The sequence below is a fragment of the Dyadobacter sp. Leaf189 genome (assembly GCF_001424405.1).
Lineage (GTDB): Bacteria > Bacteroidota > Bacteroidia > Cytophagales > Spirosomataceae > Dyadobacter.
Genome location: NZ_LMPS01000006.1, coordinates 301,445 through 322,110 on the forward strand (window position 1 = coordinate 301,445; position 20,666 = coordinate 322,110).

The following is a 20,666-nucleotide window of genomic DNA, read 5'->3' on the forward strand; positions in this document are numbered from 1 at the left end:
GTTTGTGACAGCTTAATGAAGTGGGTAACACACACACTATGATTTAAACCTATACACACACTTACTTTTACTCTCCCACTCCTCCAATCCATCATTCCATTTACGCCTGATCCTTACAATTTTTAAATAGAAGAAGTGATCAGGCGAGCGATTCAGCAGCTTGCAGGAATATTACCCGCTCATAATATTCAGGGTCATATTTAACCAACACCTGTCCTCCCTGTCTGATCTTATCGTATTTGGAATAGCACAGCACTTCCGTCATCTCTGCGACGAAATCTTCCCCTTGTTCCGGTTTGATTTTAACTTTCACCTGAAACTCGGGCTGGTTATTCAGGTACTCACCCGTCGGGGTAATGTTGAGTACGGTTGCATTTGCCTCTACTCCTTCTTTCAATATCCTCCTCTTTCTCTCCTCTCTGATCCGCTTTCTGATCGATGAATAGCCCCAGTAAGCGATCATGCAAATCAGTATAATTGTTGCTCCGAATTCTCTGTTAGTGATTTCCACAGCTGCTTTTTTTATTAGTTGGGACCAAATTAAAGGGTGAACTCACACGATTGAAACATTTCATTTAGTGAACGGCTAATGTTGTTAGCGAGTGGTCACAATACGCCGCCAAAAACATTTGCTCCCCACATCTTTTTTGAGATATTGAGGAGCAATTGCGGCATTTTGACCAGCTAAGCACGATCACGAATTTTCGTTTTCAGACTCTTTCAGGCGGTTCTCGGAAGTTTTCGCCGGCGGAAGTAAATTGTAGTCCAGCCAATAGTGGCAAATGGTTTCGATCAGGAAGCGCAATTCTTCAAACTCAACCGGTTTGATCATAAAAGAACTCGCTCCCGCTTCATAGCACTTCTGGATATCTACATCCGAGGAACTATGGGTCAGAATTATTACCGGGATTGTAGACCAGCGGGTTACATGATTATCCGGCGTTTTTCTCAGCAATCTCAACAGATCATAGCCGTCGATATTGGGCATTTTTAAATCAAGGATGATCAGGCCAGGCCGTCTTCCTGCATATTCCGGAGACGACTGCAATATCATAAACTGATAAAGCTCACTCGCACCCTGAAAAAATCTTACGTGATAGTTTGGTAGAAATTCCTTAAAAATAGTGCGTACCAATAAGCGATGATCGGCTGAATCGTCAACTAGATAGACTTCTTTTTTCTCCATAAATCTGGTTCAGGTTTTACTGCTCTGATGAATTAGCGCCTTATAAAGTGCAAATATTATACCAGACATATACCGAATTGAGCTACCGGTAGAACTGTGTACGAAGTACCTGAATCGCCGGTTTTGTAACATGGGCAATGCGGAAAACCGGTGACATTGGTCAACAAAAAACCCGCACGCTTTTCAGGTGCGGGTTCATTTGAATCAGAAACTACAAACGGTAGCTTCGCTCGTTCTTAAATCTGGCATACAATGCAATTCCAATAGCTGCCACTGCAGCTGCTGCGCTGATCGTCAGGAATACTTCAACGGGGTTAGAGCCTTCCTTCGGCAGGGAAACAACTCCCTGACTATCGGTAATGGCAGGCGACATCACGTATCGTCCTTTCTTCGGCACGGCTTGCTCCTGAAAATAGTAAGCAAGTTCCAGCAACTCCTGCTGCATTTCCTTCCCGTTCATCGGTTTTCCGTGCCCGGTTGCAACTACTTCTGGTAACAGGGAGGCGAGCATCTCCACAGAGCTCTCGGCTTCCAGCCAGTTACAGGTGAAATACTTGGGCGGACCAGAAATGATTTTGCTTTGTGTCATTACCGAGAAGGCCGACTCTGCGACGGTGGTAACAAATGCGTCGCCGGCAATGAGCACTTTATCTTTTTCACGCCAGAAGCTAACGTGACCCGGGGAATGTCCAGGTGTATGCATGTACTTCCATTCCGGCAACCCTGGCACATCGTGCCCTATTCCCGGAAATGCTCCCACTCTGTCGATCACATCGGCAGAATGCTTTGGGTAAAACTCTGAAAAGTATGACATCAGTCCGCCGCCCACAGAAGGATCTGGTGGCGGGTATGCTGATTTACCCTGCAAATAAGGGAGTTCGAGATAATGCGCGTAAACAGGCACGTCCCATTCCTCGGCCAGTTTCTTCAACGACCCGGTATGATCGAAATGTCCGTGCGTGAGCAAGATAGCACTCGGCCGCGCATTTTCGCCGAACAGGTCGCCGACCATTTTTTTAATCTTCCCATAACCTGTCTTTAACCCCGCATCAATCAGTACCCATGAATTATCTGCGTCATTTCTGATCACATATACATTGGTAAAAATATCCGTGAGTCCCCAAACCCCTTCCGCTACCTGGAAGTATGATTTATCTTTTTGAATCTCATTTTGTTCCATATCAAGCAGAGTTAAGTCCAAAATTTGCCTTCCTACATTTAAAATCATGCCTGAACAGGATCTGCGGCTTCCAGTACCTTTACGCCCGCGCCAACAACGGAAGCCTTATACGATACATGTGTAGGTTCGTGCCGATCACGCATCAATGCCGCATCTGCGTCCTCTGCCCACTGCATTTCGGCCGAGTCGAGCAGAACGGTCCATTGTGGCTTATCCTCCGGGAATGTCCAGGTCACGGTGTTATCAGACAGGTTGAATATACACGCGAGCTGCACCTGCTGGTCGGCGCTCAAACGGATGAGCACAAATGCCTGCGGGCCAAGCAGGTGAACACGCACATCATTTTTGTTGAAGTTTCTTAGTGCAGGGTGCGTTTGCCGGAGTTTGATTAAAGTGGAATGCCAGTCGCGCAATACCCGGTACTTGCCCGTGTTTCGCTTCTCCCACTGAATCTTGGACCTTTGAAAAGTATCTTCTTCCTGCGGATTAGGCGGCTGCTCGTCCCAGCCAAATTCAGCGAATTCGCTGGCTCTGCCTTCCACAACTTTTTCGATCAGATCCTCCTCGGTGTGGCTCACAAAATAGAAAAATGGGGTGTCTTCTCCATACTCTTCACCCATGAACAACATGGGTACGTAAGGCGAAAGCATAATGGCAGCAGCCGCGAGCTTTTGTCTCTCGAAATCCACCAGTACACTAAGCCGCTCCCCTCCTACGCGGTTTCCCACCTGATCGTGATTGAGGTTGAATACGACAAAACTGTCACCGGGAAGTCCCACCGAAGAAGCACCGTGCCTGCGCTTGCGGAATTTTACATACTCTCCGCTATGCACAAATCCGTCTGTGAATGCTTTTGCTACCTGTTCTACTTTTCCAAAGTCTGCATAACGATCTGCCCCTGCCGGGTCCAGCATGACGTAAAATGCGTGGTGAAAATCATCGAGCCACTGGGCATCAAACCCATATCCCCCATACTCGGCGCTTTTTACCACTTTCGGACTGTTCAGATCACTTTCAGCGATCATATGGAAAGTGCGCCCATTGCGCTGCCTGGCCTGTTTCAGTTTCTGCTCCACCAGCTCCCAGAAATGTACCGCGCCTTTATCGTAGATAGTATGTATTGCATCGAGGCGGAGACCGTCGAGGTGATATTCTTCATACCAGAACGGAACCAGATCAGAAAAGTAATTCCGCACTCCATCCGACCACTCTCCGTCCATATTGATCGCCTTTCCCCAGGGTGTCACATAGCATTCGGTGAAATAGGGACCGAACTCGTGCAGGTAGTTACCTTCCGGGCCGAGGTGGTTAAAAACGACGTCGAGGATCACGGCAATTCCATTCTCGTGTGCCGCATTGACGAAGTACTTCAATCCGTCGGGACCGCCGTAGCCGCTGTGTACCGCGTATGGGTAAGTGCCATCATAACCCCAGTTACGATTTCCGGGAAACTCCGAAACAGGCATTAGTTCAATCGCATTAATGCCGCTTGCTGCAAGTTCCGGCAGCTTTTCAGCAGCGGCTTTAAATGTCCCTTCGGCAGTGAATGTTCCGATATGAAGCTCGTAGATAATCAGCTCATCAAATGCCCGACCCTTCCAGGAAAGGTCACTCCATTGAAAATATTGATGATCGACAATGGCCGACGGACCATGCACGCCCTCCGGCTGGAACTGGGACGCAGGATCAGGGAAAGCGGTCTCGCCTTCCGGTAGAAACTTGTATTTAGTTCCGTTTGGAACCCTGTTCAGATGCAATTCGTAATACCCCTCACCCACCGGCTGCATATCATGGAATTCTTCATTTGAGCCAAAAAGTTGCAGGCGCATCCGCTTTCTTTCTGGCGCCCATACTCTGAATTGAACTCCGGTTTCTGTGTACCAAGCGCCGGCTCTTTTCATATATAAGGTGGTTTTTTCGATTGATTTTGTAATAAAGTAAGTCCGGATTGCTTAAAAATTGTGCCATCCGAATTGTAGCAAATATGTGTAACCCTAATGCACATACTAATGCAAAAGCGGCACCAAAACTAGGCAGGCGCGATTTTTGAGTGCTCGCGGGAAATCAAAACATTGACAAACACCACTACTTATGATTACGGAGCAAACAAGGACCGAGACATTGAATCAAACCAAATACCTGTGGTGGCAGCACGGGGTTATCTATCAAATCTATCCGCGTTCTTTTCAGGACTCTAATGGCGACGGTGTAGGTGATTTAAAAGGGATCACAAGCCGGCTCGACTACCTGCAATGGCTGGGCGTCGACTGTATCTGGCTCTCACCGATATATCCTTCCCCAATGGCCGACTTCGGTTATGACATTTCTGATTACCGCGGCATTCACCCGCTTTTCGGTACCATGGAGGATTTCGACGAGCTGCTGCACGAGACACACAGCCGCGGCATGAAACTGCTGCTTGACCTGGTCCCAAACCATACTTCTGACCAACACCCCTGGTTCCTGGAAAGCCGCTCTTCAAAAGATAACCCGAAGCGCGACTGGTATATCTGGCACGACGGAGGCGAAAACGGCGCATTGCCCAACAACTGGCTGAGCGTTTTCGGAGGGCACGCCTGGGAATGGGACGAACAAACCCAACAATACTATTACCACGCATTTCTGAAAGAACAGCCTGATTTGAACTGGCGAAATCCGGAAGTACAACAGGCGATGCTGGACGTGATGCGATTCTGGCTGGACAAAGGAATCGACGGTTTCCGTGTGGATGTTATGTGGCATATGATCAAGGACGAACAGCTGCGGGACAATCCGCCTTCGCCCGATTCCATCTATAATGCAGATGATCTGATTTATGACCATTACAATCCGGTATACTCAACTGACCAACCGGAGGTACACGATATTGTAAGAATGATGCGCGAGCTGACCGACCAATATGATGATCGCGTTCTGATCGGTGAAATATATCTGCCAATCCAGAAACTGGTTACCTATTATGGTTTGGACAACAAAGGCGCACATCTGCCGTTCAACTTCCAGCTTCTGACCCTGCCGTGGGATTCAGCCAGGATCGCCGCTGCTATTGACGAATATGAAGGTGCACTACCTGTTCAGGGCTGGCCAAACTGGGTCTTGAGTAATCACGACAAACCTCGGATTTCGAGCCGCATTGGCCGGTCACAGGCAAAAATTGCTGCATTAATGCTGCTGACCTTGCGCGGTACTCCTACTATTTATTATGGAGATGAGATCGGAATGCGCGACGTGGCGATTCCTATCAACGAGATTGTAGACCCGCAGGGACTGAACATGCCGGACCTCAATGTAAGCCGCGATCCATCCCGTACGCCAATGCAATGGAGCAGCGAGATCAACAGCGGTTTTTCACAAAACAAACCCTGGCTCAGACTGCCCTACAACTCAGGAAGGGTGAATGTGGAAACCCAGAAGAGCAACCCGTATTCCATGCTGGCTTTTTACAGGAAGCTGATCGCTCTGCGAAAAGAGTCCGCTGCATTGAATATTGGTGCTTACAGTCCGGTTTATTCTGACCAGCAGCTGGTTTCCTACACCAGGGAGTTTGGGGACGAAAAATTCCTGATCATTCTCAACCTCAGCCACCGGCCTTGCTACTTCAAGCCGCGCAACAATACCAGCTATAAGGGTACGATCGTACTTGGAACTGAAACCGAGCGCGTGGGAATGCAGGTGGAAGATATCATCACCCTCGCCGGTGACGAAGGTCTGCTGATCAGGCTGTCTTGATTTTCAAATTATATCTTTTAAATATATGCCTTCACAAATAGTTATTGAATGTGGCAAAGCACTGGCAGCTCAGAACCTGTCAGTGGCTTTTGCCGAAAGTGCAACCGCGGGGAGGTTAGCCGCAGAGTTCTCCCTGTGCGCCGAGTCGGGTACCATCTTAAAAGGTGGACTTGTATGTTACGATGCACTTTTGAAACAGACCATCCTGCATGTTCCCGCTGATATGATCCAAAAGTTCACGCCGGAAAGTGCGGAAGTGACCCAGGAACTCGCAAACCGGCTACAATCGTTTATTCCTGCTGACATTCACATTGGTGTCACAGGATTAACATGTCCAGGAGGAAGTGAAACGACCGAAAAACCGGTAGGTACCATGTTTGTCCACGCTTATTTCAAAGATAAGTCGGTAGCTGCAAGGGAAGTTTTTAAGGGAAGCCCGGAAGAGATTATGCTGCAATGCATTGATATGGTAGCCAAACTGATCCTGCAGGAAATACCACGCTCGCAGCCCGAAGAGAAAGCGGCCTAAATGCATTGACCATGAAAATCGGCGACAAATTATTGAAGCAGCTGAACAAGAAGTACCCGCCTGCGACTATGGTTAACCAAAAGTTCGGCCGGTACGATATCGCTTTTAAGACCGACGAGGACGGCAATCCTGTGATGCTGTTTATCGGAAGTCTTGACGCGGAAGGCCGCATTAAGGGCGACAGGTTTTCCAGAGTGATGGTGAAAGATCAGTCAGGTAAGCTGATCAAGGATCACTGGGATAACAAGGGTAAAGCTTAAATTGCGAGTTGAAATTTGGTTACCAGCTAAAAAGCAAGAAAGCCGGCATTTAGCCGGCTTTTCTCGTTCCTATTTGTTGATGAAGTATAATGTCAATGAAGCACTTTCTCCGCGTCACGCAGTCTTTTCACTGTATCGTGGCCGCTTTTCAAAGTTGCTTTTTGTCTTGTAACGATAGCGTGTAATTCTGGTGTGAGTGTATCTGATTTCAATGCTGCCTCATAAGCTTTCTGCGCAGCATCTTCGCCAAATTCTGAATTTTCAAGTGCGGTTTGTCTGTCTTTGCTGCTGAACACTGCTTTGACATCCATCCACGCCCGATATATCTTTCCTGAAAGCATGGTACCGGTTACAGGTTCTCCACCCAGTGAATTCACTTCGGTTGTAAGTTCTGCAACGTGTTGTCTGCTATGCTCTGCCAGATTGCTGAACAAAGTTTTCAGATCTGCATCAGAAGCATTTGTTTCATCTGATGCCTTTTTATATCCTTCTATGCGATCGTTATTGATCAGAATCAAGTCGTTTAGTACCTCTACAATTTCTGAATTTTGTGCCATGACAATTTTCATGTTTGGTTGTGCTTAGAGGAAGCGAAACAATCATTCCATAGCCATAAAGCTGCTCAAAAGAATATTTCAAAGCTTGTTTGTGGAGCTTTTTGCGCCGTATATATGCAAAGGGTGTTACCAATTTGTACAGGCATTTATTGAGCACTCAGCTTACGGCGTACTTTACTCAGGAATTCCGGTGAAAAGCCCAGGTAAGAGGCGATATAATGCTGGGCAACACGTTGGGGAATGGTGGGGTAACGGTTAAGGAAATCCAGGTACTTTTCTACCGCGCTGGTGGATATGGTCCTGAAAAGCCGCTCCTGCGTTTGCGCCAGGTTGCGCTGTACCATCAATCTGAACATTCGTTCGAAGCCTGGCACGCTGGCCAGCAGCTTTTCCTTGTTCTCAGGGGTTAAAAGCAGCACCTCACAATCTTCCAGCGTTTCTATATACATGTGGCTGGGCGTCTGGTTCTGGAAGCTGGTAATATCACTTACCCACCAGTCTTCAATCGCAAATTGCAGCGTTACTTCCGCGCCGGTACTGTCTATGTAGTAAGTCCGGATGCAGCCTTTCAGGATAAATGCTTCAAACTGGCAAACTTCACCTTCCAGCAACAGAAAAGTTTTCTTCGCGAATTTCTTATGTTGAAGAAGTGAGTCAAACAGTTCAAGATCTCCGGGTGAAAACTGCATGCACCGTAATGCATATTGGTTGATTTGTTCAAACATATTTCTGATGATCCATTTGGCGGCAAGATATTATATTATGCCCTTTAAATACGAAAAACCCGGCTTTTACATCAAAAGCCGGGTTTTCAGTTATAAAATAAGAATATTACTCAGGATAAAACATGTTCGTTGGCCAGCTTGAATTCCCCAGCCAGGATCGTGTGCGGTCTGCCGGGATAAACCATGAAAGTCACGAACGCATTGAGCCTCTCCAACACTGCGATACTCTCTTTTACCCTCGAAACAGGAACGTGGGGATCGGGGTCGCCGGTGGAAATGAAGACGGGAGTACCTGCAAAATCACCCTGATAATTGTCTTCCATGAGCTCCTCTCCTACCAGTCCGCCAGTCAGCGCGATGACACCGCCGTACCTTTTTGCATTCCGCGCCACATATTCCAGACTCAGACAAGCACCCTGTGAAAAGCCGGCGAAGTAAATGTTTTCCGGACTGATCCCATTGCTCTCGATCATAGCCACTACACCCGCAATTGTTTCCAAAGCAGAATCCAGTGCAGGCTGGTTTTGCGATACAGGCGCCATAAAACTGTAAGGATACCAGCTGTTATTAGTAGCCTGCGGTGCGAAAATCGCCATATCGTCCAGTTTCAGCTGGCGCCTGAGCGAGATAATGTTCTCGGCTGAGCCGCCCCGGCCGTGCAGCATGATAATTGCTTTTTTCGCTTCTGAAACGGGCACCCCGTCCGTCACGACGTCCATTTGATGCGTGTACATATCAGTTAAGTTTTGGAAGAACAGCTTCAATTTTAGCTCTTCTTGGTTCATATTGTGGCGGAAGCATTAAGCCTGTGCCTAGTTCTGCAACGGTTTCGTCGGTTGCAAATCCGGGATTGTCACTTGCGATCTCGAACAATACCCCACCCGGCTCACGGAAGTAAAGTGAATAGAAGTAATTTCTGTCGATCTTATCCGTGATCTGATGACCGGCTTCCATTACTTTTTTCCGGAACTCCATTAGAATATCATCGTTTGCAACCCTGAATGCAACGTGATGCACCGATCCTCCGGCTACATGCCCCGCTCTTTCTCCGGGTACTTCTACCAGGTCAACCAGTGCCGCGTTTTCAACTGCATCGGTGATAAACCGGTATCTGTTTACACTTTGTTCAAGCAAACGGTACCCGAAAATGTCAGTCAGGATTTTGGCCGTTTCTTCAATTTTATTGCTCGTAATCGTGATATGGTGAAAACCGCGGGTTGCATGCTCGCCAGTTACCTCATTGGTTTCCCAAGGTTTTCTAAGATCCGCTTTCGCAGGAACTGTCAGTTCAAATTTCAAACCGTCAGGATCGAGGAAGGTAAGATACTGCTCGCCGAATTTCTCCGAAACCTTGTTGTAAGTAACCCCATTCGCTTCAAACCTTTTCAACCAGAAATCGAGGCTCCCTTCGGGAACAGCATATCCGATTTCAGTCACCTGCCGCGTACCTCTTCTTCCGGCAGGGATCTGACTTCCCCAGGGGAAAAATGTCAGGATTGTTCCGGGCGTACCATTCTCGTCGCCATAGTAAAAGTGGTAAGTATTAGGATCATCGAAATTGACCGTTTTTTTAACCATTCTCAATCCCAGTATACGGGTGTAAAAATCGTAGTTCTTTTTAGCATCACTTGCAATGGCCGTAATGTGATGTATCCCGTTGATTGTATTTTCCATTTGCTTCGTTGTTTAAATCCGTTTTTGATTTTGATGATACAAAGCTACCGTATGGAGGCAGGTCAAAACATTGAACTAGGACAAGAAAAACAATTCTACATTTTTCGAACAAAATCATAAACTATTTATACCACGCTGAAAACTAATTCATTTCCGCTCTTTCAGCCATTTCCCCCGCTTGATAATTAAGGTCGCACCTGATGATTTCTCCGTTCCAACTTTGATATATTAGTCAAGGTTCACGCTCAATCCAGGTCAGATTACGCTTGTCTTCATGCTGTTTCCGGCATTCGGGCATGCTGTGTCTTGTGCGGGGATTTAAGTGTGGATTTTATTCGGTTTTCAATCAATCACCTTACTAAATCATTCGTCTATGAAGAAAATTTTACAACTAGTTACATCAATTATCATTCTACATGGCGCTACAACAAGCCTTGCACAGGTTGTAGTAAGTTTTCCCGCCGACCGGGCTGTCTTCCAGAGGAGCAATGCAAATGAAGCCAGCGTATATATCGGAGGGTATCTTACAAAACCTTTTCAGCAGATTGAAGCGCGGTTCATTCCCTGGATCGCCGGTGAAGGCGAGGCGGCCCCTGCGGGTGGCGGGTGGACATTGATTGATAATACCATCGAAGCAGGTCACTTTTACGGTTCGATGACTGTGAAAGGCGGCTGGTACCGCCTTGAAGTGCGCGCTGTAAAAGCAGGCATTGAGCCTGTAATAACTACCGTGCAGCACGTGGGAGTTGGTGAAGTGTTCGTTGTTGCCGGACAATCCAATGCCACCGGTGGCGACTCCAATCCAAACGGGCCGGGCGCTGCGCACGATCAGGTCAATAGCGTGGATTATCAGAATGTGAATGGAGGAACCATTACGCCCTACCCCTCGCTGGAACTGCCTTGTCCCGAGTTTGTACAGCTGGGCGCCAATGTAAAAACGGCCCCGTTCGGTAACTATGCCTGGTGCTGGGGTTCCTTTGGAGATAAGATCTACGAGAAATTCAGGGTACCTGTGATGATCTTCAATGGAGGCTGGTCCAGTACCGGCGTAGAAAACTGGAAGCAATCCATTAATGCGAATACTGAGCCGGTCAGCGCATTCGGCTATACCTTTCCGGCTGGTATGCCTTTCGGTCACCTGCGCATTGCATTGAACTACTACATCGCGCAGCTGGGCGTACGTGCGGTACTCTGGCATCAGGGCGAAACAGACAATTACCTCGAACATCCCGGTGACAATACTTACAGCCGCTACATCTCGAATCTCTGGGAGGTAATCAGCGCCAGCCGCTCGCTGACAGGTAAAAACAATCTGGCATGGATCGTTGCGCGCGCTTCAAGGTTTACTGTGGAAGGCGCCAGCAGGGTTTCTACGAATGTGATCAATGCACAAAATGAACTGATCAATAACAATGGAACTTACCCGCACGTGTATCCCGGACCAGAAACAGACCCCTATTATGATATCAACTACCGCGGCGACCAGATCCATTTCAGGGGCGATGGCGTAACCATGTCACCCGACGGACAAGTATACTCCGGGCTGATCCATCTCGCAGGATTCTGGTCTGACAAGATAACCCCGGAATTTCTGAATCAGTCAGAACCCTATACTGCTTTGCCGCCCCCTGCGGTAGCAGCTGCTTACGCATTCGGGAGCTCTCAGATCACATTCACCGGGCCAGCTATTCAGGCAGGCTCGCAATATCAGTGGTTCAGCACCTGCAATCAGATTGAAAATACCACCCAGCAATGGACAGTCGGAGCGGGAATTTACCGCCTGAAAATTGTCGATAGCAACCGGAATACAATCTTGTCTCCGGAGCTTTCCGTTATGGGTTCCTCACTGCCCGTTACCTGGAAGAGCTTCACCGCAAAATCAAACAAAAACGGACGGGTAATGGTTGAATGGGCTACTTCGGCAGAGGTTAGTGCATCGCATTTTGAAGTGGAACGGAGCACGAATGCTGCTTCTTTTGAGGTCATCAAATCCGTAGCCGCCGCAGGTAATACCCGGAACACAACAGCGTATCAGTTTGAAGATGAATTTCTGCTGCCCGGCATTTACTATTACAGGGTGAAACAAGTGGATGAAAACGGCGATTTTGCGCATACCCGCGTAGTTCCTGTTCATATCGACGGGTCAGAAACAGTCAGTGCATTCCCCAATCCTGTTGCTGATCAGCTCAATGTCAAGTCTCAGCTTGTACTAGGCAATGTGGAGCTGATTGATGCGAATGGAAGGTCCGTTTACAAATCTGTGACAAACAGCAGGAGCCTGGAAGTGGATATGCGGAAAATGCCGCGCGGCATTTATACCCTTGTCGTGGGATCAAAAAGCATTAAGCTGGTAAGGTAGACTTTCGCGCCCTTTTGGCGGATTGTTTAGCAGCAATCCGCCACATTGGCACATTTCAGCTGCTGGCCATTTTTTTGACCGTGTTGAGAAAAAGCTAAACTCAGCAGCTATGGACACTTTTTCAACTATGATTATCAGCGCGGTGGATCAGATCAAGAACGCCGTTGTCAAAATAGATACCTATAAAACAACTAATGGTAAGCTGCGGGCCGCGGGCTCGGGTTCTGGCTTCATATTTTCTTCCGACGGTTTTATTTTTACCAACAGCCACGTGGTTGAAGGCGCGGAGAAGATCATGGTAAGTCTTCTGAATGAGAACGAAATCGAGGCTACGCTCATCGGGAAAGACCCGGACACGGATCTGGCTATACTGAAAATTTACACGGAAGGTTACTCGGTAGCAAAACTGGGTGATGCAAGCCAGTTACAGATCGGCCAGTTCGTGATTGCGATCGGAAATCCCTATGGTTACCAGCATACCGTTACCACAGGCGTGGTCAGCGCATTGGGACGTACTTTGCAGACACAATCGGGCAGGATGGTTGACAATGTGATCCAATCCGACGCCGCATTGAATCCGGGTAACTCGGGTGGACCGATGATCAACACAGACGGTGAAGTTGTAGGTGTAAACACTGCCGTAATCCAGGGTGCTCAGGGACTAAGCTTTTCTGTTGACATTAATACGGCAAAGGAAATTGCACGCCAGCTTATCCGCGACGGAAAGGTATTCAAGGCATATCTGGGGTTACAATTACAGGATGTGCCTGTGAATGAGAAAATCAGGCAGCACTACAAGCTTCCCAATAAGAGCGGCATTTTCGTCACCCGCATTGAAGAAAATACCCCGGCCTCCCGTTCCCAACTTCTGGAAGGTGACATTATTGTTTCTTTCAATGACAAGCCTGTAAATAATTCAAATGAACTTTTCAGGGCGCTGACGCATCGTGACATTTTGAATGTAACCAACATTTCTGTTCTGCGACACACAGAACTGCTCCACTTTATCATCGTCCCCACTGAGAAGAAGGCCTAACCTGCCTGCACTGTATCTTGAAAAGGTAACTCGATCAATTTGATACCGAGGATCTTTTCAAGCTTACAGATGGTATCAAGCGTCATATTTTCAGATCCGCGAACCAGCTTGTTCACATACTGCGGCGAGCATTGCATTTCTTTTGCAAGATCCTTCTGGCTCATTTTGCGCGCTCTCAACGTACGCAAAATCGCCAGACTGATCTTAAAAGATACATCCATCCAAGCAGCATTTTCCGCTCTGAACCTCGCCGTATCCTGCCATTCAAGATCGACTACCGCCTGCTTGATAACCTTCTCCTTTACTTTTTGAATACTCATAGTTGTGATATTTAAAACAGTTCAAAAATTCCAAATTCGTCATTTTGGTCAGTTCGCAAATAATTAACGACGGCATCCAACTTATGAAGCTCCTTCAACAAATGCTCGCGTTCATTCATTGTCCTCGTCAGTTTGATAGCGCCACCTGCGATAATGAAGAAGTTCACATCCACTCTCACCGCATAAATCCGCAACCAGCTCTGCCTCTGATCCCCTTTTGCCTTACTTTTTTCAAATGGATCGAGACGCTGTGTGCCATTATGCAGTGGCCTGAACAGCGTTGAGAGCCCCTCATACCTACTGCTCATCCCTCGCTTCGCTATCGCCAGCAAACGCTTTTCAAGCCTTGTTGCCTCCTGCCTGGTTCTTAATACCGCCTCTTCTACGGTAATATCCTGCCAATATTCCGCCAAATCCCCTTTGTGTGTTTCGAAAAACTCTTCCAGATAAAAGGCGTCATTCCAATTTTCAAACAGCCTTGTAAACTCGTGATTGTGATCGGAATTAAAACGAACCGCAAAAAGGCTATACGGAACAACCACAAAGATACCACCAACTTTCATAAAATCAACCTTTAAGTTTATTTTAGATAAATTTACTTTCTATCGTTTAGACGTGGGCTCCGGAAATTGGTAACAGGCTGAAAGGAAATAAAAACAAAAGATACAGCAGGAAGCTGGCTTGCAATGAAAAAAAGCAACTATTCACATCCGGGCAAAACATTCATAAACAGCGTATTAAAGCATTTTTTAATGTAACCGGGAATGAAAAGGGCTGTTTGTTGTGTTGAAGTTGCAAGTCACCAACAACAACGTTACCGATCAGTTATGAATTGGATTGCAATCAATAGTGAAGAAGAAGTTCAGAAAATACACCAGTCAGGCGAATATTCCATTATTTACAAGCACAGCCCAAGATGCATGACAAGCCTGATGGCGTATCGCCAGCTGAAAATGGATGTCAGCGCTTCCCCTGAGATTTCCACTCCTATCTATATCGTGGACGTGATCAGCAACCGGAAGGAATCGATGGCTATTGCCGACAGTTTCCGCGTTCAGCACCAATCGCCGCAGATCCTTGTCGTTAAAAATGGAGAATGCATTTACGATGCGTCTCATGAAGCAGTTTCGCTACGCGATACACTTGCACATATAAGTTAATAAGCTGGAAGTGAGCATTTCAAAAACTCACTTCCATTTTTTTAAAAATTTGGTATGGATTATTTCCATTTAAATGGATTTATTCCATAACTTTGAAGTGTTATTTACGTCAACGAACATGGAAAAGCTGCATTACCTGATTGTATCAGAGGAGATGGTCTGGCTGTGGTATTATGACCAGCTGGGCGGCAAGCATATCAAAGAATTGCTTGCCAGGGACGCAATGGATTTTTTAAAAAATCTGACAGGCACACAGCCCGTCCCAGAACCCGCTCCTGATTTTCCGCTCACGGGCTTATTGGCATTAAGATAACAACCAGGCAAGCACCTGGCTTTCAAACGTATTTCCTACACTTCATCTATAACAAACGCAAAAGAGCAGCCTTGTGCTGCTCTTTTTGTATGCGGTAAAATCAGGTAGCCAGCGGTGGTCCCGAAGGAATAAACACCTTCTCCCGCTTGTACTTGAACTTGTATTTTTTAGCAGTGAATTTAGCAGTCATGTACTCACCCATATAAATGGAGCCGGTCATCACATCGTCTTTCACAGTGCCCGAAAACAAAAAGGTGATCGCATCGGCAGGCTGCCTGTCGGTACTGCGCATTTTAAATTCATTCCCTTCAACCGTCCCCTGCAGCTCACGCACACTGAACTCGCCTTTATGTGAACCGTTGAGCCAGTTACCATCCTGCTCAATGATCAGCGAATGCTTGCTTTTGCTTGAAAAGAACTCAATTTCTGCGTCCCAGTGCCCTTTGAGCGAAACGGAGGCTGCTGCCATTTCCGTTTTAGGTGCAGTCCGTTTTTGAGATAAAACCTCCACAAGACGGTCTGCCACCACCTTTTCATCTCCCGGCTGCATTTGGCCGGTTGTAATGGTTACATAAGTCTCATCATTCCTGGTACCGCCGCCCAGCGCTATCCTCGGCTTGGTGCGACCGAAAAGCTCTGCAACTTCCTCTCCCGTGATCTTCAACTTCGTAGCATCCCAGGTGACCCGAAGTACAGGTGTTCTGTTCGAAAGATCTTTGGGCTCAATCACCGTTGTTTTCACTGAATCGACTGCGGATACTTTCTTTGAAATGCTATCCAGCCACGACAGCCACCGCTTCCATTCACCTGCATGGTCCCTTTTGGTCCAGGCTTCCACGGCGGCAATCATCCCCATTGTTTCTTCTCGGCCTACTTTGTTATCCCTTCCCGGACCGTGGTGCGGGGCGCTCGCCTGCCAGGCCGACATCAGTAAATCTTTTCTTCCTAATACAAGTCCGGCGCACTGCGGGCCGCACAAAGCTTTTCCACCACTGTAAACCACCACATCGGCGCCCATCTTCAAATGCACATTTGGGATAGTAAGATCCTCAGCAGCTGCATCAATCAGTATCGGAATGTTCTTGGGTTTGGCAATTTTGGAGATCGCTTCCAGAGAAACCGGCCCGCTCATTGATTCCGGGCAAGCCATTAAATAAATCAACGCAGTCCGGGGATTGATCGCATTCGAAAGCTCCTCGATCGTGTCGATAGTAACCAGCTGCACACCCACATTGCGCAATGCATGGTCGTAAACGTTCCGCGAATATCTCGGAACGATCACTTCTGTTTTTTCAAAACCCGATAAGTCGGGTATCCTCACCAGCTTTTCAGGGTTACCTCCTGTCACGCAGGCCACCGTTACGTGTTTAAGCCCGGCTGCACAACCCGAGGATACAAGCCCCCATTCTGCGCCGGTCAGTTCAGAGAGTCGCTTTCCTGCGGCAAATGCCAGTTCATCGTACTGCACAAAAACCTGCGCAGCTGCGTCCATTGCAGCCCGCACTTCCGGCCGCTCCACTGAGCCGCCTATGATGGTGAATGTTCCGCGGCAATTTATAATCGGCTCCACACCGATGGACTGGTAAATCTGTTTGCCGGCAGCAGCGTCGTTGAGGGCATTTGCTGCCGGCTGCTCCTGTCGGGAAGGCAGCATTACGCCGCCCGCAAGTGGCAGCATCGACAAATCTTTAAGAGCATCTCTTCTTTTCATTATAATCCGGTAAGCGTTCAGGAAATATTTAGCTATTTATATTTTGCAATCAGGAGAAAGAGCAACACGGGCTTATCGCTATGCAAACGTCTGCCAAATATAATAATCCTTTTCGGGTAGGTTAACGAATAAGTTGAAACCCTTCATGAAATCTAAAAAAAGCCCTGATATTTCATAACGGCGGTGTGACGTATAGCTAATTATTTTAAACTAGTTCTACGTGGTATTACAACTATGCTCTCTTATATTTGTAAGAACGAAAAGAAAGACGCCTTGCCTCCTAAGCTTTACCTGTATCAACTCTGGGCCAGACTTTCCGGAGAGCCAAGTAAATTCCCTCTGAATGCACGCATATTCCATTCCGTATGCCTGATTTCGATCTTCGCTCTTACTTACAACATTCCATTTAACTATTTTATCGGCCTGCCGGAAGTGGCGCTCACAAGCCTCGTGGTGCTTTTGCTGGCTTTTGGCCTTTACTACCTCTCGCGGTTCAAAAACCAGGCACCTGCTACCATCCTTGCCACAAACGTGATCGGGCTGATCCTGTTTACAATCAATTACTTCCTGAATGCAGGTATTAATGGGCCTACTGACCTTTTTTTTCTGCTTTTCCTTTTGCTCAGCATTGCGATCAGTCCGCGCAGCGAGTACAAGTTCTGGATACCTGTCAATGTAGGCGTTTTCGTATTGCTATGCATTTTTGAATATTCTGTTCCGCGATCTGTTCCTGATACTTACGATAGCAGGTTTGCCAAGTTTGTCGATCATATGTCGGCCTACGTGGTTGTAGCAGCGATCGCCTATTTCTGCATTCACTATATCCGCCGGAGCTATGAGCGGGAAAAGCTCGTCACTGTTGAAAAATCAAAAGCAATTGAGGCCCAAAACGAGCAGATTACCGCACAGAACCAGGAGCTGGAACGGATCAATGCCGAAAAGAACAAACTGATGTCGATCGTGGCGCACGATCTTCGCTCACCGCTGGGCAGCATTCAGAACTTCCTCGAACTGCTCACCCAGCATGAACTGGAAGAAAGTCAAAAGCTGGCAATCGAAAATGATCTGCTCAATGCGACCAAGAACACGCTCGCGATGCTGAGCAAGCTGCTGGAATGGTCAAAGTCACAGCTTTATGGTGTTTCCGCCAGACTGGAACACATTGAAATAGCCAAATTACTGGAACCGACCCTGCGCCTCGAAAAGGATATCGCCGCCACAAAAGGCATTACACTCGACTACTGCATTGATCCGGAAACTGTCGTCTGCGCCGATGGCGATATGATGCAGATCATCGTGCGCAATATCACCGGTAATGCGATCAAGTTCACTCAAAGCGGCGGTACCGTTACAATCAGGTCAGAAGTGCGGGATAGCAATTGCATCATCAAGGTTCAGGACGATGGTATAGGAATGTCGGCCGAAAAGAGTGAAAGCATATTTTCACTGAATGTACAATCCACTTACGGCACCAAAAACGAAAAGGGCGTGGGACTTGGACTGCTGCTTTGTGTAGATTTCATCAAGGCACAGCAGGGACAAATCTGGTTTGAAAGCGAGCCCGGCGCAGGTACCTGTTTCTTTATCAGTATTCCGTTAGCCAATGGAATCGCTATCACAACTCCTCACACAGCCTGATCCAGGGGCCGATTTCATCATTACATATCTGTTCATTTGATTACTTTTGATCAAAATTTGATCAAATGACAATTCAGGAAAGAAAAAAGAAAATCCTGGCGGAGGTGTATGAAGCCGGCAGCTTGTCGGTGTTTGAGCTGGCCGATAAAATGGCCGCTTCGCCGGCTACCATCCGGCGCGACTTACACGAAATCACCGAACAGGGTTTGCTGGTCAGGACGCACGGTGGTGCGATGAAGCCCGACAATGCAGTGATCACCGGTTTTTCCGACAAGAAAGTACAGCGGCATGAAGATAAAGAGCGCATTGCGCAGGAAGCAGCTACACTGGTCGATGACGGGGATACGATATTCATGGATTGCGGCAGTACAGTGTTCCAGATGTGCACGCACTTGAAAAAGAAAGCCAACATTCACGTAATTACCAATTCATTGCCCGTACTGGCCGAGCTGATCGACGTACCATCTATCCGCATTAACCTGATCGGCGGCGAACTGGATAAAAAGCGCAGAGCAGTACACGGGCAAAAAGCAATCGAGCATATACACGGTTACCATGCTGCCAAATGCTTCATCGGTGTAGACGGTATCTCTGCTGAAAACGGACTGACCGCTCACAGCGAGCACGAATCAGGCATTACCTCAGCTTACCTGCAAAATGCATCGCAGGCTATTTTGCTGTGTGATTCATCCAAAATAGGTCGGGATAGCTACATTAAATTCGCGAAGCTATCCGCCATTTCGTGCCTGATTACTGACGGCGGGATTGAAGAACAAACTAAGAAAGCGCTTAAAGCAAAGGGAGTTGCGCAGCTTATCGTGGTATAATGCAGCGAGCGACAGTTTTTTTTAACTAAACTAAAACTCTCCGTAGAATCTGCACAAGGTCGTCAAAGCTGTGCGGCTTGGTGATAAAATCAACTGCACCCAGTTTTTTGGCCTGCTGGATCGTGTTTTGATTGGAAGAAGTTGACAGAATAATGACGGGAATATCCTTTAAATCTTGCTGCTTTTTGAGCTGCGTAAGAAACTCCTGCCCGTTCATCAACGGCATATTGAGGTCAAGAAAGATGATATCCGTGTCCAGCTCGTTTTTTTGCAGCTTTTCAAATGCCTGAACAGCATTACTGAATGCCACACACTTTACCGAGTCTGCGGCATTTTCGAGTGCACTCAGGAATATTTCCTGATCATCTTCATCATCATCGATCAGAAGAATGTTTTGATAGAGCATTTAAAAGGGGCCGGATAAATCTGAATGCAAATTAACAATATTGAAAATGAATGCAATGGGCAAAAGCAGGTTCCTGCAAATCTTGCACCCGATTTATCCGGAAAAATGAAGCTGCTCTTACCTGATGTTCTCGTACTTTCCCTGGTTCAGGTCGCCCGTCTCAAAACCTTTCTTGAACCAGTACATCCGCTGCTCAGAGGTACCGTGGGTAAATGCATCGGGCACCACATAACCCTGCGATTCCTTTTGCAGCTTATCGTCACCAATCGCATTTGCCGCTTTCAATGCCGATTCAAGATCACCAGGTTCGAGGATATTGCTCATTTCCTGCGCGTGATTGGCCCAGACACCTGCAAGAAAGTCCGCCTGTAATTCGAGCTTAACTGAAAGTTTGTTGTACTCGGCTTCGCTGATCCGGCCTCGCTGCTGTTGCAGCTGCTCAGATATTCCCATTAAATTCTGCACGTGATGCCCCACTTCATGCGCGACTACATAGGCTACTGCAAAATCTCCCGGTGCTTTAAAGCGCGTTCTCAGCTCGTCGCAAAAGGACAGATCGATGTACACTTTGTGGTCGGCAGGACAGTAAAACGGCCCCATTGCAGACGACGCGCTGCCGCAGCCGCTTTGCGTTGCATTTTCAAAGATCTGTAGACGCGGCTTTTCATACTGACCGTCGTTTTCAGCATATATATTGCTCCACACATCTTCGGTACTTTTTAATACGGCCGAAACCATATCGGCGGTACGGTCGTCAGGACGCGGGCCTGGCGGGCGGGTTTGTACCTGCTCTGCACTCTCGTTACCTTGAAGGTTACCGAGGATCACGCTGGGATCCTGACCGGTCAAAAGGCCGATTGCGAGCACAATAATGGCGCCGATTCCGCCGATAGCTACTTTGCCGCCTCCTGACATACCCCGGCGGTCTTCAACATTGCTACTTCTTCCTAAATCCTGCCAACGCATTTTGTGTAAAGTTTAGATTAGTGTAAGGTTTTTAGAAGACATGCTAATAATATGCCATTATAGTAAATCTTAAATTATATTTAGATAAAG

Annotated in this window: 22 protein-coding genes; 9 read left to right on the forward strand and 13 right to left on the reverse strand. The window is 47.4% G+C overall.

Annotated elements, in window-relative coordinates:
* Positions 1–139: 139 nt before the first annotated feature.
* From ASG33_RS19815 to treZ, 4 genes are all read right to left on the reverse strand, one after another.
* Complete coding sequence (locus tag ASG33_RS19815; RefSeq protein WP_229238752.1) at positions 140–511, reverse strand: hypothetical protein; 372 nt, start codon at positions 509–511, stop codon at positions 140–142.
* 183 nt (positions 512–694) lie between these two features.
* A complete protein-coding gene (locus ASG33_RS19820) occupies positions 695–1,186 on the reverse strand; it encodes a response regulator (protein WP_056289448.1) in 492 nt (163 codons plus the stop codon).
* 211 nt (positions 1,187–1,397) lie between these two features.
* Positions 1,398–2,366 (reverse strand): MBL fold metallo-hydrolase, encoded by a 969-nt coding sequence (locus ASG33_RS19825; protein WP_056289451.1) that lies wholly within the window; start codon positions 2,364–2,366, stop codon positions 1,398–1,400.
* Between the two features lie 44 nt (positions 2,367–2,410).
* Positions 2,411–4,267 carry a malto-oligosyltrehalose trehalohydrolase gene (treZ, locus tag ASG33_RS19830; RefSeq protein WP_056289456.1) on the reverse strand — a complete coding sequence of 619 codons (1,857 nt, stop codon included), beginning with the start codon at positions 4,265–4,267 and terminating at the stop codon, positions 2,411–2,413.
* Between the two features lie 190 nt (positions 4,268–4,457).
* Here treZ and ASG33_RS19835 point away from each other — a divergent pair, with 190 nt between their 5' ends.
* From ASG33_RS19835 to ASG33_RS19845, 3 genes are read left to right on the forward strand one after another with little or no spacing between them, the layout of a single operon-like run.
* Positions 4,458–6,095, forward strand: coding sequence for an alpha-amylase family glycosyl hydrolase (locus ASG33_RS19835; protein ID WP_056289461.1), 1,638 nt, complete (start codon positions 4,458–4,460; stop codon positions 6,093–6,095).
* Between the two features lie 25 nt (positions 6,096–6,120).
* Complete coding sequence (locus tag ASG33_RS19840) at positions 6,121–6,624, forward strand: CinA family protein (RefSeq protein ID WP_056289464.1); 504 nt, start codon at positions 6,121–6,123, stop codon at positions 6,622–6,624.
* A gap of 11 nt (positions 6,625–6,635) precedes the next feature.
* Entirely contained in the window at positions 6,636–6,884 is a 249-nt protein-coding gene (locus ASG33_RS19845; protein WP_056289466.1) for a hypothetical protein, read from the forward strand.
* A gap of 92 nt (positions 6,885–6,976) precedes the next feature.
* Here the strand turns inward: ASG33_RS19845 and ASG33_RS19850 are convergent, their stop codons facing one another.
* The 4 genes from ASG33_RS19850 to ASG33_RS19865 form a co-directional block, all read right to left on the reverse strand.
* Entirely contained in the window at positions 6,977–7,441 is a 465-nt protein-coding gene (locus ASG33_RS19850) for a PA2169 family four-helix-bundle protein (protein WP_056290533.1), read from the reverse strand.
* 146 nt (positions 7,442–7,587) lie between these two features.
* On the reverse strand, positions 7,588–8,166 hold the full coding sequence (locus ASG33_RS19855) for a Crp/Fnr family transcriptional regulator (protein ID WP_056289469.1): 579 nt from the start codon (positions 8,164–8,166) through the stop codon (positions 7,588–7,590).
* A gap of 110 nt (positions 8,167–8,276) precedes the next feature.
* Positions 8,277–8,900: an alpha/beta hydrolase gene (locus ASG33_RS19860; RefSeq protein ID WP_056289471.1), complete on the reverse strand. Its 624-nt coding sequence runs from the start codon at positions 8,898–8,900 to the stop codon at positions 8,277–8,279.
* A gap of 1 nt (position 8,901) precedes the next feature.
* Positions 8,902–9,840 carry a ring-cleaving dioxygenase gene (locus ASG33_RS19865; protein WP_056289474.1) on the reverse strand — a complete coding sequence of 313 codons (939 nt, stop codon included), beginning with the start codon at positions 9,838–9,840 and terminating at the stop codon, positions 8,902–8,904.
* A 373-nt stretch (positions 9,841–10,213) separates the two neighbouring features.
* On the opposite strand from ASG33_RS19865, the gene ASG33_RS19870 reads away from it, so the two are divergent.
* Positions 10,214–12,199: a T9SS type A sorting domain-containing protein gene (locus tag ASG33_RS19870; RefSeq protein ID WP_056289476.1), complete on the forward strand. Its 1,986-nt coding sequence runs from the start codon at positions 10,214–10,216 to the stop codon at positions 12,197–12,199.
* 109 nt (positions 12,200–12,308) lie between these two features.
* Complete coding sequence (locus ASG33_RS19875; RefSeq protein WP_056289478.1) at positions 12,309–13,235, forward strand: S1C family serine protease; 927 nt, start codon at positions 12,309–12,311, stop codon at positions 13,233–13,235.
* Here ASG33_RS19875 and ASG33_RS19880 read toward each other — a convergent pair.
* On the reverse strand, positions 13,232–13,555 hold the full coding sequence (locus ASG33_RS19880) for a helix-turn-helix transcriptional regulator (protein WP_056289480.1): 324 nt from the start codon (positions 13,553–13,555) through the stop codon (positions 13,232–13,234). The genes ASG33_RS19875 and ASG33_RS19880 overlap by 4 nt on opposite strands.
* Positions 13,556–13,566: 11 nt before the next feature.
* Complete coding sequence (locus tag ASG33_RS19885; protein ID WP_056289483.1) at positions 13,567–14,118, reverse strand: hypothetical protein; 552 nt, start codon at positions 14,116–14,118, stop codon at positions 13,567–13,569.
* 264 nt (positions 14,119–14,382) lie between these two features.
* Here ASG33_RS19885 and ytxJ point away from each other — a divergent pair, with 264 nt between their 5' ends.
* On the forward strand, positions 14,383–14,715 hold the full coding sequence (gene ytxJ / locus ASG33_RS19890; RefSeq protein ID WP_056289495.1) for a bacillithiol system redox-active protein YtxJ: 333 nt from the start codon (positions 14,383–14,385) through the stop codon (positions 14,713–14,715).
* Positions 14,716–14,833: 118 nt separating this feature from the next.
* Entirely contained in the window at positions 14,834–15,028 is a 195-nt protein-coding gene (locus ASG33_RS19895; protein WP_157474865.1) for a hypothetical protein, read from the forward strand.
* 100 nt (positions 15,029–15,128) lie between these two features.
* On the opposite strand, the gene ASG33_RS19900 is transcribed toward ASG33_RS19895, so the two are convergent.
* The gene (locus tag ASG33_RS19900; protein WP_056289503.1) at positions 15,129–16,739 is read right to left on the reverse strand and encodes an aminotransferase class V-fold PLP-dependent enzyme; all 1,611 of its coding nucleotides are present in this window, start codon (positions 16,737–16,739) and stop codon (positions 15,129–15,131) included.
* A gap of 234 nt (positions 16,740–16,973) precedes the next feature.
* Between ASG33_RS19900 and ASG33_RS19905 the strand changes: the two genes are divergently transcribed.
* Both ASG33_RS19905 and ASG33_RS19910 read left to right on the forward strand, forming a co-directional pair.
* Entirely contained in the window at positions 16,974–18,377 is a 1,404-nt protein-coding gene (locus ASG33_RS19905) for a sensor histidine kinase KdpD (protein ID WP_229238753.1), read from the forward strand.
* 65 nt (positions 18,378–18,442) lie between these two features.
* The gene (locus ASG33_RS19910) at positions 18,443–19,204 is read left to right on the forward strand and encodes a DeoR/GlpR family DNA-binding transcription regulator (protein ID WP_056289506.1); all 762 of its coding nucleotides are present in this window, start codon (positions 18,443–18,445) and stop codon (positions 19,202–19,204) included.
* 25 nt (positions 19,205–19,229) lie between these two features.
* On the opposite strand, the gene ASG33_RS19915 is transcribed toward ASG33_RS19910, so the two are convergent.
* Positions 19,230–19,610 carry a response regulator gene (locus ASG33_RS19915; protein ID WP_056289511.1) on the reverse strand — a complete coding sequence of 127 codons (381 nt, stop codon included), beginning with the start codon at positions 19,608–19,610 and terminating at the stop codon, positions 19,230–19,232.
* Positions 19,611–19,727: 117 nt separating this feature from the next.
* Complete coding sequence (locus tag ASG33_RS19920; RefSeq protein ID WP_056289514.1) at positions 19,728–20,576, reverse strand: neutral zinc metallopeptidase; 849 nt, start codon at positions 20,574–20,576, stop codon at positions 19,728–19,730.
* Between the last annotated feature and the right edge of the window lie 90 nt (positions 20,577–20,666).